The sequence below is a fragment of the Micromonospora sp. WMMD737 genome (assembly GCF_049179055.1).
Lineage (GTDB): Bacteria > Actinomycetota > Actinomycetes > Mycobacteriales > Micromonosporaceae > Micromonospora > Micromonospora reichwaldensis.
Genome location: NZ_JBMHMH010000001.1, coordinates 1244251 through 1261397 on the forward strand (window position 1 = coordinate 1244251; position 17147 = coordinate 1261397).

7 protein-coding genes are annotated in these 17147 nt (G+C 75.2%); all 7 read right to left on the reverse strand.

Annotated features, from left to right (window positions below):
- Positions 1 to 401: 401 nt before the first annotated feature.
- The 7 genes from ACN27A_RS04810 to ACN27A_RS04840 are packed head-to-tail and all read right to left on the reverse strand — an operon-like array spanning position 402 to position 17127.
- On the reverse strand, positions 402 to 614 hold the full coding sequence (locus tag ACN27A_RS04810) for an MbtH family protein (RefSeq protein WP_393145799.1): 213 nt from the start codon (positions 612 to 614) through the stop codon (positions 402 to 404).
- A gap of 16 nt (positions 615 to 630) precedes the next feature.
- Entirely contained in the window at positions 631 to 1932 is a 1302-nt protein-coding gene (locus ACN27A_RS04815; protein ID WP_421450065.1) for an aspartate aminotransferase family protein, read from the reverse strand.
- Positions 1929 to 5528: a CocE/NonD family hydrolase gene (locus ACN27A_RS04820; protein ID WP_421450066.1), complete on the reverse strand. Its 3600-nt coding sequence runs from the start codon at positions 5526 to 5528 to the stop codon at positions 1929 to 1931. Before ACN27A_RS04820 ends, ACN27A_RS04815 begins: the two co-directional genes overlap by 4 nt.
- Positions 5525 to 7120: an MBL fold metallo-hydrolase gene (locus ACN27A_RS04825; RefSeq protein WP_311414506.1), complete on the reverse strand. Its 1596-nt coding sequence runs from the start codon at positions 7118 to 7120 to the stop codon at positions 5525 to 5527. Before ACN27A_RS04825 ends, ACN27A_RS04820 begins: the two co-directional genes overlap by 4 nt.
- Entirely contained in the window at positions 7117 to 8136 is a 1020-nt protein-coding gene (locus tag ACN27A_RS04830; protein ID WP_421450067.1) for an LLM class flavin-dependent oxidoreductase, read from the reverse strand. Before ACN27A_RS04830 ends, ACN27A_RS04825 begins: the two co-directional genes overlap by 4 nt.
- Positions 8137 to 8140: 4 nt before the next feature.
- Positions 8141 to 10585 carry a beta-ketoacyl synthase N-terminal-like domain-containing protein gene (locus ACN27A_RS04835; RefSeq protein WP_421450068.1) on the reverse strand — a complete coding sequence of 815 codons (2445 nt, stop codon included), beginning with the start codon at positions 10583 to 10585 and terminating at the stop codon, positions 8141 to 8143.
- Positions 10582 to 17127: an amino acid adenylation domain-containing protein gene (locus ACN27A_RS04840; protein ID WP_421450069.1), complete on the reverse strand. Its 6546-nt coding sequence runs from the start codon at positions 17125 to 17127 to the stop codon at positions 10582 to 10584. The genes ACN27A_RS04835 and ACN27A_RS04840 overlap by 4 nt, the downstream gene beginning before the upstream one ends.
- Positions 17128 to 17147: the final 20 nt, after the last annotated feature.

Sequence of the window (17147 nt, forward strand, 5' to 3'; positions counted from 1 at the left end):
AACTGATCTGCGAACTGACGAGATCGCCTACCGACGTTCCGGAAGACGCATTTCAGAGGGTCGTACCAGAATTGCCTCGGAGACCGTGGTCCCCTGTTTTCCAGCTGTCAGGCGAGCCGGCTCTTGCGGGGCCGAACCACGAGGTCGATGTCCACCAGAGTCGTTGCCGTGTAGCAGTGAGCACGCATCCTGACTCCCATCCGGAACCGCCGGGGTCCACTGTGGATAGACGTTAATGTCTCGATCCCGGCTCCGCAACCCGAAGTTCTTCCTGCGATAGGCGGTACCCACGCGCACAATTACCGCCCGCCGCTTTGCGCTCGCGGGAAGTAATCGTGGCGCGGACGGGAGGCGGGCCCGACCGGACGACGCGCGCCGCGCGGCCGGGACCCTGACGTCGCCTACCGCGCCTCGCCCGCCATCGCCCGGCGCAGGCTGAGCGGGCGCATGTCCGTCCACACCGAGTCGATGTGCTCCAGGCACCGGGCGCGCGGCCCGACGAAGCCCTCCTCCCGCCAGCCCGCCGGGATCTCCCGCCCGTCCGGCCAGATCGAGTACTGCTCCTCGTCGTTGACCACGACCCGGCAGATGTCGGCCGTCTCCGTCTGCTCCACCGTCATCTTCTTCTCCTCACAGCTCGGACACCTCGGTCAGGGCCCGGTCGATCCCGGCGATCCCGGCGGTCAACTCCTCCGCCGTGATGGTCAACGGAGGGAACAGGTGCAGCCGGTTGCCCGCCGCCAGCGGCCAGACGCCCTGCCGCTTGCACGCCGCCATGACGGCGGCCATCTCGGGCGCCAGCGTCCCGGGGGCCGCGTACGGTGCCAGCGGCTCGCGGGTCGCGCGGTCCCGGACCAGCTCGACGGCCCAGGCCAGGCCGACGCCGCGGACGTCGCCGACGATCGGGTGCCGCCCGGCCAGCTCGGCCAGCGCCGGGCCCACCACGTCGCGGCCGAGTGCGGCCGCCCGGTCGACCAGGTTCTCCTCCCGCAGCACCCGCAGCGCCGCCACGATGGAGGCGCAGGCCAGCGGGTGCCCCGAGTAGGTGAGCCCGCCGGGGTAGCGGCGGTGTGCGAAGTGGGCCGCCACCGCCCGGGACAGCAGCACCCCGCCCACCGGCACGTAGCCGGAGTTGACCCCCTTGGCGAAGGTCATCAGGTCGGGCACCACGTCCCAGAGGTCGCCGGCGAACCACCTGCCGCAGCGGCCGAAGCCGGTCATCACCTCGTCGGCGATCAGCAGGATGCCGTGCTCGTCGCAGAGCCGGCGGACGCCGGCCAGGTAGCCGTCCGGCGGCACCAGCACGCCGTTGCTGCCGACCACCGGCTCGACGAGGATCGCGGCGATCGTCTCCGGGCCCTCGTACCCGACGAGCCGGCGCAGGTGCTCCAGCGCCCGTTCGCCCTCCTGCGCGGCGTTCTCGGCGTGGAACTCGCTGCGGTACGGGTACGGGCCCGTGAAGTGCACGGCGCCGCCGCTGGCCGTGTCCACCGGCCAGCGGCGGGGGTCACCGGTCAACGCCAGCGCCCCCGCCGTCGCCCCGTGGTAGGACCGGTAGGCGGCGAGCACCTTCGGCCGCCCCGTGACCACCCGCGCCATCCGCACCGCGTGCTCCACGGCCTCCGCGCCGCCGGTGGTGAACAGGACCGTCTCCAGGTCCCCCGGTGCCACCTCGACGATCGCCCGGGCCGCCTCGTCGCGGACGTCGACGGCGAACGACGGCGCGATCGTGCACATCCGTCCGGCCTGCTCGCGCAGCGCCGCCACCAGGGCCGGATGCTGGTGACCCAGGTGCAGGTTGCCCATCTGGGCGTGCAGGTCGAGCCACCGGTTGCCCTGCTCGTCCCAGAACCAGCTGCCCGCGCCGCCGGCCACGCGCACCGGATCGATCTCCTCCTGCGCGGACCAGGGATAGAAGACCGGCCCGGTCACGACGCCTGCCGTTCGCGGACCAGGTCGACCTGCTCGGCCAGCGTCGGCGCCGCGAACACGTCCTGCAAAGAGAGCCGGACCTGGTACGCCTTGCGGATCCGACTGATCAGGCGGATCGCGAAGAGCGAGTCGCCGCCCAGGTCGAAGAAGTCGTCCCCGGGCTCGACGCCGTCGACCTTGAGCAGGGCGGCCCAGATCTGCCCGAGCTGGTCCAGCACCTCGGAGCGGCCGTCGTCGGTCGCCGGGCCGGACGGCGCGGCGGTCGGCTGCGCCGTGTCCGGGGCGGCCTCCGGCGCGGCGGTCGGCCGCCCGGGGGCGGCGGGCACCAGTTCCAGCCGTCCCGCCGTGGTCCACCGCACGGTGGCCCCGGTGTCCCGCATCCGCGCCCCCGGCGTCCCGGCGTACGGGTCGTCGACCTCGCCGACGCCGCTGACCCACAGCCGCCCCGGGGTGTTCACCGGCACGGGCCGCGCGCGGTCGTCGAGGACGTAGCAGCGGGCCACGGCCGGCAGGTCGTCCTGGCCGACCAGCGCGTCCGGCAACCGCGCCGGGTTCCAGCCGTCGAGCACGGCCCGCAGCTCCCGGCGGGGCATGGCGGACAGCTCCCCCACCGGCCGCTCCTGGTCGGCGACGAGCTGGTCGAGCACGGTCAGCATCGAGTCGAGGATCCGCTGGACGGTGGCCCGGTCGAACAGGGCGAGGCGGAAGTCGAGGCTGCCCACCATCCGGTCCTCGCCGACCTGGTTCACGGCCAGCGCCAGGTCGTACTTCGCCGAGGTCCACTCCGGCGGTTCCAGCCGCAGCGCCTCGACCGCGCCCAGCCGGAACCGGTCCGGCACCGCCCGGCCGTACCGGACGCAGACCTGCACCAGCGCGGAGACCGCCGGGTCCCGGCGCGGGCGCAGCTCGCCGACCAGCGTGTCGAAGGGCACCCGGCGCAGCTCCAGCGCGGTCAGCACGCTGCCGCGTACGTCGTGCAGGAACTGGGCCACGGTGGCGTCGGAGTCGACCCGGATCCGCAGCGGCAGCAGGTTGACCAGGCAGCCGATCAGGTCGCGGGTCGACTCGTCGTCGCGTTGCAGGCTCGGCGTGCCGATCAGCAGGTCGTCGCCCGCGCCGTACGCGTTCAGGGTGCGGGCGAACGCGGCGGTCAGCAGGGTGAACGGGCTGGTCCGCGCGGCGGCGGCCGCCGCCACCAGCCGGGCGGCGAGGTCGTCGTCGACGGTGAAGCGCACCGACCCGCCCCGGTGGTCCAGGACCGGCGGCCGGGGCCGGTCCGTCGGCAGGGCGATCACCTGCGGGGCGCCGTCCAGGTAGCGCCGCCACCGGGCGAGCTGGTCGGCCGCGCCCGGCCCGGCGAGTTCGGCCTGCTGGCGGCGGGCCACGTCCGCGTACCGGCACGGCACGTCCGGCAGCCGGAGCGGCTCCCCCCGCGCGTACGAGGGGTAGAGCTGGGCCAGCTCCGCGAAGAAGATCTCCGCCGCGGTCGGGTCGGCGGCGACGTGGTGCACCACCAGCAGCAACGCCGTCCGGCCGGCGGGCAGCAGCACGGTCGCCACCCGGATCGGCCACTCCCGGGCGAGGTCCCACCGGCGGTCGCGGAATCCGGTCACCCGCTCGTCGCCCGCCCAGCCGTCGGCCGGCGCGTCGGTGAGGTCGAGCCGCGCGATGGTGAGCGGCGCCGCCGGGTGGATGCGCTGGACCGGTTCCTCGTCGACCTCGACGATGGTGGTCCGCAGCGCCTCGTGCCGCCGGACGATCTCGTCGACCGCCGCGTGCAGCGCGCCGGCCTCCACCGGCCCGGTCAGCTCGACCGCCGCGTCGAGGTGGTACGCCGCTCCGCTCGTGCCGGCCTGCTCGGCCAGCCAGATCGCCCGCTGCGCCACGGAGAGCGGAGCCGTCACGTCGTCCGCCCCGGCGTCGTCGCGCCGTTCGAGGGTTGCCGCGCGGGGCAGTTCCAGCGTCGGGGCGGCCTCGGCGTCGTGGCGCACCGTCAGCACCGGCGCGACGTCCCGGGGCACGGTCAGCGCGTTGTCCGCGTCCGCCCCGGTGACCGCCAGACGGATCCGGTCGCCCGCCGCGAACCGGTACGCGATCGGGTGCAGCTCGATCTCCAGGCGGGAGTCGCCGGGAGCGCCGTCGACCTGGCCGCAGCCCTCGGTGACGTAGAGGGAGGTGCCGTCGGGGGCGACCGACTCCAGGTAGGCGAAGACGTCCGCCGGGCCGTCGGTGACCCGGGCCGCCAGGCGCAGCACCGGGGCGCCGACCAGCTCGACCGCCTCGGTCAGCGGGTCGGAGGTCCAGCACAGCGCCCGGGTGTCGTTGTCCGTCAGGTCCGGCCGCTGGAAGGGCGAGCCGTAGCCGCTGGCCCACCGGCTGGTCTTGCCGGACGTGGTGGCGTAGTCGACCTCGTACCGCCGGGCCTCGCCGGCCCGGGGTTCCGGTCCCAGCTCGCCGGCCGGGCCGAGGTGCCAGGTGCCGGTCGTCGCCGGCTCCGGCGGCCAGGACCGGGCGGTACGCCACGCGTCGGCGCCCAGCACGTGGTACCGGACGGCCGGGCCGTCCATGATCCCGGTGTCGCGGCCCCGCAGCCAGTGGTCGAACCAGCGCACGTGCTCGTCGGCCAGGTTGTAGCCGGCGCCGCCCAGCACCCCGCCGGTGTGCGGCCAGGGGCCGATGACCACCCGGTGCGGCACGGTCAGCCGGCGGGCCCACTCGGTCGCGTCGCGCGCCCAGACGTCGTGCCAGCCGCCCAGGTGGTAGACGGCGACCCCGGAGGCGTTGATCGCCTCCAGCAGCGCCGACGGGCTGCGGGTCAGGTACGCCGCCTCGCCGGTGTCGACCAGCCGCGACTCGCGCCCGGGCAGGCCGGCGAACATCGTCCGGACGTCCCGGTTCGCCACGTGCTGCTCGCGGGCGGCGGCCAGCAGGAGGCCGTCGGGGTCGTCGTCGAGGGGCGCGACCGGACCACGCAGATCGAGTTCGCGCACGTCCTCGCCCCAGGCGCGGGCGAAGTCGTCCCGGAACACCCCGCCGTCCCAGGCGAATCGGTGCAGGTCGAACAGCGCCATCTGCGGGAAGATCGCCGCCAGGTGCGGCGGGGCGGTGCTCGCCGCCAGGTACTGCGAGACCCCGAGGTAGGAGCGGCCGAACATGCCGACGCGGCCGTCGCACCAGGGCTGGGCGGCGATCCACTCGGTGACGTCGTACGTGTCGGTCGCCTCGGCCGTGGCGAACGGGCCGTCGCTGGTGCCGAACGACGCGCCGCTGCCCCGGCTGTCCACCACCACCACGACGTAGCCGCGGGCCAGCAGGCGCTGCGCGACCGGGAAGGCCCGCAGCGTCACCTCCCCGGGGGCCACCTCGGCCACGCCGAGGTCGTCGATGTCGGTGAGGTCGACGTCCGCCAGTTCGGCGCGGACCACCGCCAGGAAGTCGTCGCGCCCGGGGCGCGGCGACACCTGGTGGTAGCGGTCGTGGGCCCAGACGGCGGGCGCGGGGTCACGCTGGCCGACCGGCCGGAAGACGTACGCCGCCAGCCGGGTCCCGTCGCGGGTGGCCACGTACTGCGAACGGCAGGTCCAGGTGCGGCTCATGCCAGGTCGGCCCGTCCGTAGAGTTCCCGCGCCGGCACCCCGACGTCGGCGCAGCGCTGGAAGAACTCCGCCATCTGCTTGAGCTGGTACGACTCGTCGGTGTAGTTCGTCGCCATGACGAACACCAGCCACGGCTCGCGGCCCATCGCGTACACGTACGCCTGCCGGGCCCGCAGCCGCCGCACGATGCCCATCGCCTCGACGGCGTCGGAGCCGTTGAGCTTGCGGCTGCGGCTCATCTTCTGGTCGATGCGGCGGGAGAAGAGCGGACCGTACATCCAGGACAGCGGGGCGCCGTCGCACTCCATGCCGAGGAACGCCATGTCGACGTCGCCGATCATGTCGTGGATGTGGCCGAACAGGGCCGGGTCGACGCAGCGGTTGTCCGCGCCGAAGTAGAGGTTCTTCCCGCCGGTACGCACCGAGTAGGTGACCTTCGCGGCGATGTCGAGGTCGCAGTGCTCGCCGACGAACGGGCACACCACGATCTGCCCGTCGGGCAGCTCGATGGTCTCGCCCGGCTCCACGTCGACCACGTTGGGGAAGCCGAGCGCCTCCAGGCACAGCCGCAGCGACGGGTCCTGCAACGCCCCGGCGGCGGTCTTCGGCACCACCACCGTGCCGATGCGGTGCCGCAGCTTCAGCAGGCTGGCCAGTTCGAGGTGGTCCTGGTGCCCGTGCGTGATCAGCACGTAGTCGATGACGTCGGGCAGGTCGGCGTAGGCGTACCGGTCGCCGTCGCCGAGGGCGTCGGACAGGAACGGGTCGGTCATCACGGTGACCGGGCCGGACTGCACGACCACGCAGGCGTGCCCGAAGTAGCGCACCCGCAGCCCCGGGCCGTCCAGGTTGCGGTCCGGGCTGCCGCCGGGCTCGGCGGAGAACAACCCGCTGAAGGTCGCCAGGTCGGCGTCGGAGACGTCGAACGCCTCCCGCAGCTCGCCGAAGGGCCGGGCCGTGGTCATGGTGGAGAAGAGCAGGTCGATGCGGGGGTCCCGCAGCGGCATGGTGGCCTGCACGTGCCCGTTGCCGGGGAACCGCGGGGTGGTCATCGCGAAGGGCCGCTCGTCGCCGGTGGCCAGCGACAGGTCCACCGAGTGGGCGGTCTCGTCGAAGTGCCGCGAGCGGTAGAGCATCCGCTCGGCGAGCCGGATCCGGGCGTGGTCGTTGAGGTCGTAGACCAGCTCGACGTAGCCGCGCAGGGCCGGCGGGATCTCGCCGTAGCGGGGCGTCAGGTCGAAGCCGTCGGCGAGCTTCTCCAGGTTGACCGTCAGCTCGTCCATCGCCGCCGACAGCTCCGGCATCGGCCCGTCGGCGAGCCGGGTCGCCAGGTCGGACACCCCGTCGAGCTGGTCGTCCTCGAGGTCGACGAACATGCCGCCGCGCAGCTTCGGGTCGCGGGCCGAGCGGCGGTGCAGCGCCGGCGCGTCGAGGAACGAGCGCAGCAGCGGCACGTGCAGCTTGGCGAAGTTCATCGCCGCCGGCACCGGCGACACCAGGTTCAGCCAGGCGTAGTAGCGGTGGATCAGCGGTTCCAGCGCCAGGTTGGGCCGGGCGTGCACCAGGTCGTGGCTGGCGAAGGGCTGGTTCATCGTTCTCCCCCGGTCGGGTCGACCCGCAGGCGGTCACGGACGCTCCGGACGACCGCTGCGAGGTGGTGGAAGTCTTCGTCGTCGGTGGGGGTGTCCAGCACGAAGGTGTGCACCCCGGCCCGGACCATCGCCAGCAGCCGCTCGACGGCACCGGCGTGGTCGGCCACCAGGTACGGCCCGTCCGCCTGGCCGGAGCGGAACGGCGCGAGCCGGTACGCCGGGTCGACGGTGACGGCGCCGTGGCCGGCCTCCGCCTCGGCGAAGAGCCGCTGCTTCCAGACGGAGTCGGTGTTGGCCATGGTGACCGCAGTGATCTTCGCGCCGTCCGGGTCCTCCGGGAAGCGGGCCTCGGCGACCCGCTCGGTCTCCTCCGCCGTCTCCCGGGTCAGCAGCCCGAAGTTCAGCGCGCCCGGCGCCCCGTCGGCGTCGGGCCGGGCCGCCGTGAGCATCTGGATGCCGGTGGCGCCCACCCGCTCGGCCACCTCCCGGGCGGCCGGGGACTGCCCCGCGACGAACAGCCGGGGCAGCAGGTGCGCGGGGAGGCCGGGGGTGAGCTGCAACCGGGACACCTGGTAGAACCGCCCGTCGAAGCTGAACGGGCGGCGGCTGCCCAGCACCCCCATCATGATCTCGACGTACTCGGCGAGGCGCGCGTACCGGTCGTCGTGGTCCAGCCGGTCGCCGAGCGCGTCCAGGTCGCTCACGGCGGTGCCGGTGATCAGGTTGAGGTCGATGCGCCGCTGGTAGAGCAGGCCGAGCGAGGCGACCATCCGGGCCGCGGTGAACGGGTGCTGGTAGACGGGGTTCACCGCGACCAGCGGGCTGAGCCGGGTGGTGCCGGCCGCCGCGGCGGTCGCCAGGACCCAGGGGTCGAGCACCGCGCCGCTGCCGGTGAAGATGAGCACCCCGTCGAGGTCCGCCGCGTCGGTGCGGCGGATGACGGACATCGCCGTGTCCGCGTACGCGGTCAGGTCCCGGACCCGGGGCACCACGGTGATGAAGCTGACGTCGGGCACGGCCTCACGCTCCCTCTTCGGTGACCGCGGCGAGCGCGGCCCGGATCTCCTGCGCCTCGCGCAGCTTGCCGTCGATCACCTCGACGAGCGCGGCGACGGTGGGGGTCTGCAGGAAGACGCCGAGTTGCAGGTCGACGTGAAAGGCCTGGGCGAGGTCCCGCAGCGTCCGGGCGGCGCTGAGCGAGTCCGCGCCGAGCATCAGCAGCGAGTCGTGCAACCCGATCCGGTCCACCCCGAGCCGGCGGCGCCACACGGCGGCCACCGCCTCCTCCAGGACCGAGCCGGCGGCCGGCTGGGCGTCGGCGGCCGGGGCCGCCGGCGTCGGGCCGGTCACGGGCGCCACGGCCACCGGGTCGACCCAGTGCCGCGACCGCTGGAACGGGTACGTCGGCAGGCCGACGCGACGCCGCGACGCGCCCTCGTGCAGGGCGGCCCAGTCCACCTCGACGCCCCGGCACCACAGCTCGCCGAGCGCGCCGAGCAGCCCACGGAGGCTCCCGGCGTCGTCGGTCAGGGCCAGCGTCGACGCCTCGGCCGGGCCGACGGCCAGCGTCAGGTCGGCCTCGGCCGGCGCGGGCGGCGCGGGCGGGTGGCCGCCGGCGCGCAGGGCGCGCCCGGCCTCCGCCACCGTCCAGCGGCCGTCGACGACGGCGGCCGTCACGGCGCCCGGACCCTCGCCGTGGGCGGCGACCGGGGACACGCCGCAGGCGCCCAGCAGCCGGGCGAGCGCGAGCTGCCCGGTGACCGTGGCCGCGTCGGAGCCCGCCCCGCCGGCGGCCGGGTCGACGCCCAGCTCACCGGCCACCCGGTCGACCTCCGCCCGCAGCCGGGGCAGGGCGTCGCACAGTGCGGCCAGGTCGGGGCAGGTGGCGGGGAACGCGTACGCCACCGTGGCGGTCTCCGGCGACGCCCCGCCCGCGCCGACGGCGGACAGCGCGCGGGCCGCCTCGCCGGCGTCGGTCGCCACCACGAAGGCCCGGTGGCGCAGCGCGCGACGGCCGACCTGGCTGGTGTACGCGACGTCGGCGAGGGCCTGCTCGGGGTGGCGCCCGAGGTGCTCGGCGAGCCGGCCGGCGGCGGCGGCCAGCGCCTCGCCGCCGGCCGCGGAGACGGCGAGCAGCACGGCCGGCGGATTCGGCCCCGGCGGCGCGGGCGGCGGCGCCTGTTCGAGGATGACGTGCGCGTTGGTGCCGCCGACGCCGAACGAGCTGACCGCCGCCCGGCGCGGCCCGGTGGCCTCGGGCCAGTCCCGCAGCATGTCGTTGACGCGGAACGGCCCCCGGTCGAGGGAGGTCTGCGGGTTGGGCTTGCGGAAGTGGATCGACGGCGGCAGTTCGCCGTGGTGGATGGCGAGGACCGCCTTGATCAGCGAGGTCACGCCGGAGGCCGTGTCGAGGTTGCCGACGTTCGGCTTGACCGAGCCGATCACCCATCCGGCGCCCGACGCGCCGGCCGCGCCGTACGCCTCCTCCAGGGCGGACACCTCGATCGAGTCGCCCATCAGGGTGCCGCTGCCGTTGGCCTCGACGTACTGGATGGAGCCCGCCTCGACGTCGGCGACCCGCAGCGCCCGGCGGATCACCCGCACCTGGCCCGACCGGCCGGGGGCCACGAAGCTGACCTTGCCGGCGCCGTCGTTGTTCACCGCCGAGCCCTTGACCAGGGCGTAGATCCGGTCGCCGGCGTCCTCGGCGTCCTCCCGGCGGCGCAGCACCACCACGCCGGCGCCGTCGCCCAGGTGGTAGCCGGCGGCCTCGGCGTCGAAGGCCCGGCAGCGGCCGTCGGGCGAGTTGATGCCGTCGGCCTCGTGCCGGTAGCCGCGCGGGACCGGGTTCTTGACGCTGACCGCGCCCACGATGGCCATGTCGCACTGGTAGTCGAGCAGGCTGCTGATGGCGTGGTGCAGCCCGACCAGGGCCGAGGAGCAGTTGGTCTGCACCGTCATGCTGGGCCCGGTCAGGTCGAGCTTGTACGAGATGCGGGTGGCCAGGTTGTCCTTGTCGCTGGCGACGGCCATGCCCAGCCGGCCGGCGGAGTCGACGAGCTCCTGCTGGGGCAGCAGGTGGTAGAGCAGGTACTGGTTCAGGCCGCAGCCGGCGTACACGGCGATGTCGCCGGGGAAGCGGCGGCTGTCGTAGCCGGCGTCCTCCAACGCCTCCCAGGCGCACTCCAGCAGGATCCGGTGCTGCGGGTCGATAAGCGTCGCGTCCGTCGGCGAGTAGCCGAAGAACTGGGCGTCGAACCGGTCGGCGCCCTCGATGCCCGACCACACCGGCACGTACGCCGGGTCGGCGCGTTCCTCGGCCGGGACGGCGTCCAGCTCGGCGGCGGTCAGCTCGCGGCCGGCGTCGACGCCGTTGCGGAGGAGCTCCCAGAACTCGGCGACGTTCGCCGCGCCCGGAAACCGTCCGCTCATCCCCACGACGGCGATGTCCATCTCGCTGCTCATCGACTTCCCACTTCCTGAATACGCTGGCGCATCAACCGGCGGCGGTTCGCCACCTGCTCGTTGCGGTCGGGCCCCGGGTCGACGGACGGGTCCGTCGCCGGGCGCGCGGGCTCGCCGAGGTGCTCGGCGAGCTTGCGCACGGTGGTGTGCTCGTACAGGTCGACGAGCGGGAACTGCCGGCCGAGGAGTTCCTGGAGCCGGATGTGCACCTGGACCAGGCTCAGCGAGTTGCCGCCGACGTCGAAGAAGTTGTCGTCGAGCCCGACGGCGCCGGCGCCGAGGACGTCCAGCCAGATCTCGGTGACCTGGGCCTGGAGCCCGCCGGCCGCCGGGGCGAGCGGCCGGGCCGTGGCGCCCGCGCCCAGCCGGGCCAGCGCCTCGGTGGCCTCGGCCGCGACGGCGCGCCGGCTCACCTTGCCGGTCGCCGTGGTGGGCAGCTCGTCGACCAGGTGCAGCAGCGGCACCATGAACTCCGGCAGCCGCTGCCGCAGGTGGGTGCGCAGGTCGTGCAGCAGGTCCCGCCGCGCGGTGGCGCCCAGCGGGTCGTTGGCCAGCTCCGGCCAGTCGGCGCGTCGGGCCCGCGGCGGGGTCCAGCCGACCGTGTCGTCCGGGCGGGACGCGGGCCAGAACCGCAGGTCCATCGTGTACGGGTCGCGCGCGGTCGACGGCACCACGGCGGTCCGTCGGCCCAGCGCCTCGCCGATGCTCCAGCAGTCCTCCGGGTCGACCCCGGGCGGCAGCTCTCCGGTCGGGCGGGTCACCGGGTCGGCGTCGGCGAGACCGGCCAGCCGGCGTACGGGGCCGGCGACCGTGACCAGCCGCGCGTTGGGCACGTCGCGTACCTCCACCGGGCGGTTGCGGTTGCCGCGCAGCAGGCTCCGCAGCCGGGCGACGTCCAGCCCGTCGCGCGTCCAGTCCAGCCGCACCGGCTCGACCGGCCCGGCGGCGTCGCCGTCGGGGGCGGTGCCCACGTGCAGGACGACGTCGTAGCGGAACGCGCTCAGCTCGTTGGCCTGCCGGCCGCGCTTGAGGTGCAGCTCCACCCCGGTCACCCCCGGCAGCCAGTCCGGCGCGGTGAGGAACAGGTCGGGGGCCAGCACCAGCTCGTCGTCGGCGAGCACCCGGGCGGCGACGCGGCGGCGCAGCTCGGCGACGGTCAGCCCGGCTTCCGGCTCGGCGCCCAGCTCCACCGAGGCGTGGAACACCTCCAGCAGGTCGAGGTCGCGGACGTCGCCGAGGTAGATCCGCCCGCCGGGCGAGGCCGCGGTGACGGCCGCGCGCAGCACCCCGCGCAGGTAGTCGTGGTGCGGGAAGTACTGGGTCACCGAGTGCAGCACCACGGTGTCGAAGCTGCCGGCCTCGATGCCGGTGATGTCGTCGGCCTCCCGCAGCAGCAGCGTGACCGAGTCCCGGTCCACGCCCTCGGCGTCGAGCCGCTGTTCGAGCACCTTCAGGCCGGCGGCGGAGAAGTCGGTGCCGACGTACGCCTCGCAGTCCGGCGCCAGCGCCAGCGTCAGGTTGCCCGTGCCGCAGCCGAGTTCCAGCAGCCGGCGGGGGCGCAGCTCCCGGATCCGCCGGACCGCCTGGTCGATCCACTCGCCCATCTCGACGTCGGTGAACGGCGCGCCCGTGTAGCTGCTGGTCCAGATCGCCTGCTGGGCCTCCTCGGCGGGACCGGCCTCGGTGTACATCCGGTCGTAGAGCAGCCGCCAGTCCGACACCCGGGTGGTGGCCGGCGCCCCGCCCCGATCGGCTCCGGCCGGCGCCGACGATCCGCCGCGCTGCCGGGGCACGACCGCCGCCACGATCCGCTGCTCGCCGCCGCCCGGCGCCTGGGCGAGCGCGGCCACGGCGGCGGCCACCCCGGGGTGGGCCCGCAGCGTCGCCTCGATCTCGCCCAGCTCGATCCGGAACCCGCGGACCTTCACCTGGTGGTCGGCCCGGCCCAGGAACTCCAGCCGCCCGTCGTGGCTGAACCGGCCCCGGTCGCCGGTGCGGAACAGCCGCCCGCCGTCGCCGTACGGGTCGGGGACGAACCGCGTCGCCGTCAACGCCGGCTGGTCGAGGTAGCCACGGGCCAGGCCGGCCCCGCCGACGTACACCTCGCCGGCGAAGCGGGGCGGCACCGGCCGCATGGCCTCGTCCAGGACGTAGATCCGGGTGTTGCCGATGGGCCGCCCGACGCTGCCGACCCGCTCCGGTCCGGTGACCACGTCCAGGGTCACGTCGGCGGAGATCTCCGACGAGCCGTAGAGGTCGACCAGGACGCAGCCGGGCAGGGCCGCCAGCCAGCGCGCGGCCAGGTCGGGGGTGAGCGCCTCCCCGCTGGAGTGGCAGTAGCGCAGCGCCGCCAGGCGTCCGCCGACGTCGGCGACGCCGTCGAGGATGGCCCGCAGCAACGACGGTACGGCCACCAGGCGGGTGACCCGGTGCCGGGCGAGCAGGTCGACCAGGCGTACCGGGTCGCGTCCGACGTCCTCGGGCACCACGACGACCGGGGCGCCGGCGAAGAGCGGCAGGAACATCTCGCCGCCGGAGTCGAAGAAGCTCAGCGAGGTCTTGTGGCTGCCCACCTCGTCCGGCCCCACCGGGAAGCGGTCCATGATCCAGCGTTGTCGGTTGACGATGCCCCGGTGCAGGCCGAGTACGCCCTGCGGGGTGCCGGTGGAGCCGGAGGTGTAGACGACGTAGGCCACGTCGTCGGGGTGGGCCGTCGGCCGCGGATCGCGGTCGTCCTCGGTCGCGAGGGACGCCTCGGCCGGGTCGACCACCTCGACGTCCGGGAGGCCGACGGCCGCGCCGGGGGCGGCGACGAGCAGCCGGGCCCCGGAGTCGGCGAGCATGAACCGCAGCCGCTCCACCGGGTACGACGGGTCGAGCGGCACGTAGGCGGCGCCGGTCTTGAGGATCGCCAGCACGGCCGTGAGGCTGACCGTGGAGCGGGGCACCAGCAGGCCGACCCGGGTGCCCCGGCCGGCGCCCAGCCCGATCAGCCGGTGGGCCAGCCGGTTCGCCGCCGCGTTGAGTTCGGCGTAGGTGAGCCGGGTGGTGCCGTCGACGGCGGCCGGCGCGTCCGGGGTCCGGCGGGCCTGCTCGGCGACGATCTCCGGCGCGCACCGGTCGGTGTCGTAGTCGGCCGTGGTGTCGTTCCACTCCACCAGCACCTGCCGGTGCCGCTCGGCGCCGAGCAGGGGCAGGGCGCCGACGGGGGTCGCCGGCGCCGCGACGGCCGCGGACAGCAGCGCGGTCAGCGCCTCGGCCAGCACGCCCATGGTGTCGGCGTCGAACAGGTCGGTGCTGTAGTCGAAGGTGCCCAGCAGTTCGCCGTCGTGCTCGCCCAGGTAGAGGGAGAGGTCGTAGTAGGTGGCCCGCTGCCGCACCGGCCGGCTCCGTACCCGCAGCCCGGCCCAGTCCCCCAGCGCCCCCTCGTGGTTGAGCACCATCGGCGTGAGGCCGAGCCGGTCGGTGCCGCGCCCGTGCTGGTAGGCGAAGGCCGCGCTGAGCAGCGCGCCGCGGCTGGCGTCGGCGGCCTGCCCGAGCCCCTCGACGATCCGCCCGAACGGCACCTCGGCGCGGTCGGAGGCGGCCAGCACCGCGTCGTGGGCCGCCCGGGCCAGGGCGCCGAACTCCGGGTCGGCGGACAGGTCCACCGGCACCGGCAGCGGGTTGACCAGGTAGGCGACCAGGTCGGCGAAGCGGCCGCGGACCCGGCCGGCGTGCACGAAGCCGAGCGGGAACGTCGCCTGGCCGGCGTAGCGCGACAGCACCGCCGCGTAGCCGGCGAACAGCACGGCGGTGCGGCTGACCCCCTGCGCGGCGGCGAGCGCGTCGATCCCGGCGCGCAGGTCGGCGTCGAGCCGGAACGCGTGGGCGGCGCCCCGGAAGGTGCGCACCGACGGGCGGGGCCGGTCGGTCGGCAGGTCCAACGGCACGAGGTCAGCGACCTGGGCCTGGCACGTCGCGGTCAGCTCCCGGCCGGCGGGGCCGTCCAGGAAGGACCGCTGCCAGGCCACGAACTCGGCCGGGTGGGCGGCGGGTGCGGGCGGCACCGCGTCGTCCCCGGCGGCGTGCCGGCCGTAGCCGGTCGCCAGGTCCTCGACCAGCACCGCCAGCGACCACACGTCCATGACGCTGTGGTGGGTGCAGAGCAGCAGCGTGTGGCGGTCCGTCGCGTGCCGGAACAGCACGGCGCGCAGCAGGGGCGGGCCGGCGAAGGCGACCCCGAGTTCCGCCTCGATCTCCTCGTCGAGCCGGCCCGCCGGCCAGCCCGCCGCGTCGCGCACCTCCAGCGTGACCTCGGCGTCGTCGGCCACCCGCTGGGTCACCTCGGCGCCGGCGTCGTCGTAGCGGGTGAGCAGGGCCGGGTGCCGCACGCCGAGGTCGCGCACGGCGCGGGCCAGCGCCGCGGCGTCCAGCTCGCCGTCGACGGTGACCGCGCGGCACAGGTTGAGGTTGGCCGGGTCCTCGGCGAGGGCGCCCTGGAACCAGATCGCCCGCTGGCCGTACGACAGCGGGTAGGGCCCGTCGGCGGCGGCCGGGGTGGCCGGCGGGTCGGCCGGCGCGGGCGCGGACGGCAGCGCGGCGGCCAGTTCGGCCACCGTGCTGTCGCCCAGCAGGTCGGTCAGGGCGGGGCGGACGCCCCACTCCCCCTCGATGAGGTGTTGCAGCTCCACGGCCCGCAGCGAGTCGAACCCGAGTTCCGGCAGGGAACGGTCCGGGTCGATCCGCTCCGGGTCGACGTCGAGCAGCCCGCCGGCCAGGGCGCGCAGCCGCTGCGCCTGCGCCGGCGCGGCGGCCGGGGCGGGGCGCGCCGCCGGGCGCAGGGGGTCGTCCGCGACGATCGTGGCGCTGCCCGCCGCGTACGCCCGCGCGCAGTCGCCGCGACGGGTCTTGCCGCTGGTGGTGACGGGGATGGTGCCGGGCGGTACGGCCAGCACCCGGTGCAGGTCCAGGCCGTGGACGGTCACCACGGCCCGGCGGGCCGCCTCGGCGATGGCCGGCGCGTCGTCCGACGCGGTGTCGGAGCGGGTCTCGTACCACAGGACCACGGCCTCGCCCACGCCGTGGCCGTCGTCGGCGACGTCCACGCCGAACGCGGCGATCCGCCCGCCGAGGCGGGGGCAGGCGGCGCGGACGGTCTGCTCGATGTCGTCCGGGTAGTGGTTCTGGCCGCGGATGACCACCGTCTCCTTGATCCGGCCGCGCACGTACAGGTGGCCGTCCTGGCGGAAGCCGAGGTCGCCGGTGCGCAGCCAGGGGCCGTCGTCGGGGTCGCCGCCGAGGGTGGCGTGCAGGGTCCGCGCGGACTCCTCCGGCCGGTTCCAGTACCCGTCGACGACGCTGCCGCCCCGGACCCAGATCTCGCCGGCGGAGCCGTCGGGGACGGGGTGGCCGGTCGGGTCGACGATCCGGACCTCCGCCTCGGGCAGGATCTCGCAGCCGACCACCTCCGTGCCGGGGCGGTGGGCGGGTCCGGCGGGGTCCGGGTCGGCCACCGTGGTCACGACGGGCCGCTGCGCCCGCGCCCGCCCGGCGACCAGCAGCGTCGCCTCGGCCAGCCCGTAGCAGGGCAGGAAGGCCCGCTCGTCGAAACCGTGCGGGGCGAACGCCTCGGCGAACGCGCGCAGGGTCGCCGCGCGTACGGGCTCGGCGCCGTTGAACGCCACCCGCCAGGAGCTGAGGTCCAGGGCGGCACGGTCGGCCTCGGCGACCTTGCGCACGCACAGGTCGTAGGCGAAGTTGGGCCCGCCGCTGATGGTGGCCCGGTACCGGCTGATCGCCTGGAGCCACCGCACCGGGGTGCGGATGAACGTCGCCGGGTCCATCAGCACCGTCGGCACGCCGAGGTAGACGGGGGTGAGCAGGGTGCCGATCAGCCCCATGTCGTGGTGCGGGGGCAGCCAGGAGGCCATCACCGTCGCGTCGTCGAAGGCGAAGGAGCGGCGGATGGCCCGCAGGTTCTCCAGCAGGTTCGCGTGGCTGACCATCACGCCCTTGGGGGTGCTGGTGGTGCCCGAGGTGTACTGGAGGAACGCCAGTCCGCCCTCGGCCACCGCCGGCTGCCAGCCGGCGGGCGCGGCGTCGAGCGACTCCAGCTCCAGGACCGGCAGCCGGCGACCGGGCATGAGCGTGGTCAGGTCGACGGCGCTCGTGACCGAGCGGGCGGCCAGCACCGCGGTGGCCTGCGCGTCGTCGAGGATCCGCCCGACGACCGGGGCACTGGCCCGGTTGAGCCGGGCGGCCAGCGGCACCGGCACGGTGCCGGCGTAGAGGCAGCCGAAGAAGCCGGCGAGGAAGTCGACACCCGCCCCGACGAGCATCAGCACCCGGTCACCGGGACGGCAGTGCCCGGCCAGGGCCGCGCCGACCCGGCGGGCCCGGGCGTCGAGGGTGGCGTAGTCCACCGTGTCGGCGGAGCCGTCCTCGGCCACCAGGTGCAGGGCGGGGCTGTCGGGCTGGACCCGCGCCTGGTGCGCCAGGGCGGCGCCCAGGTTGACGACGTCGGTCGCCTCGTGGATCAGGGCGCCGGGGTGCTCGGTCATCTGGCTCTCCACTCGCTGCA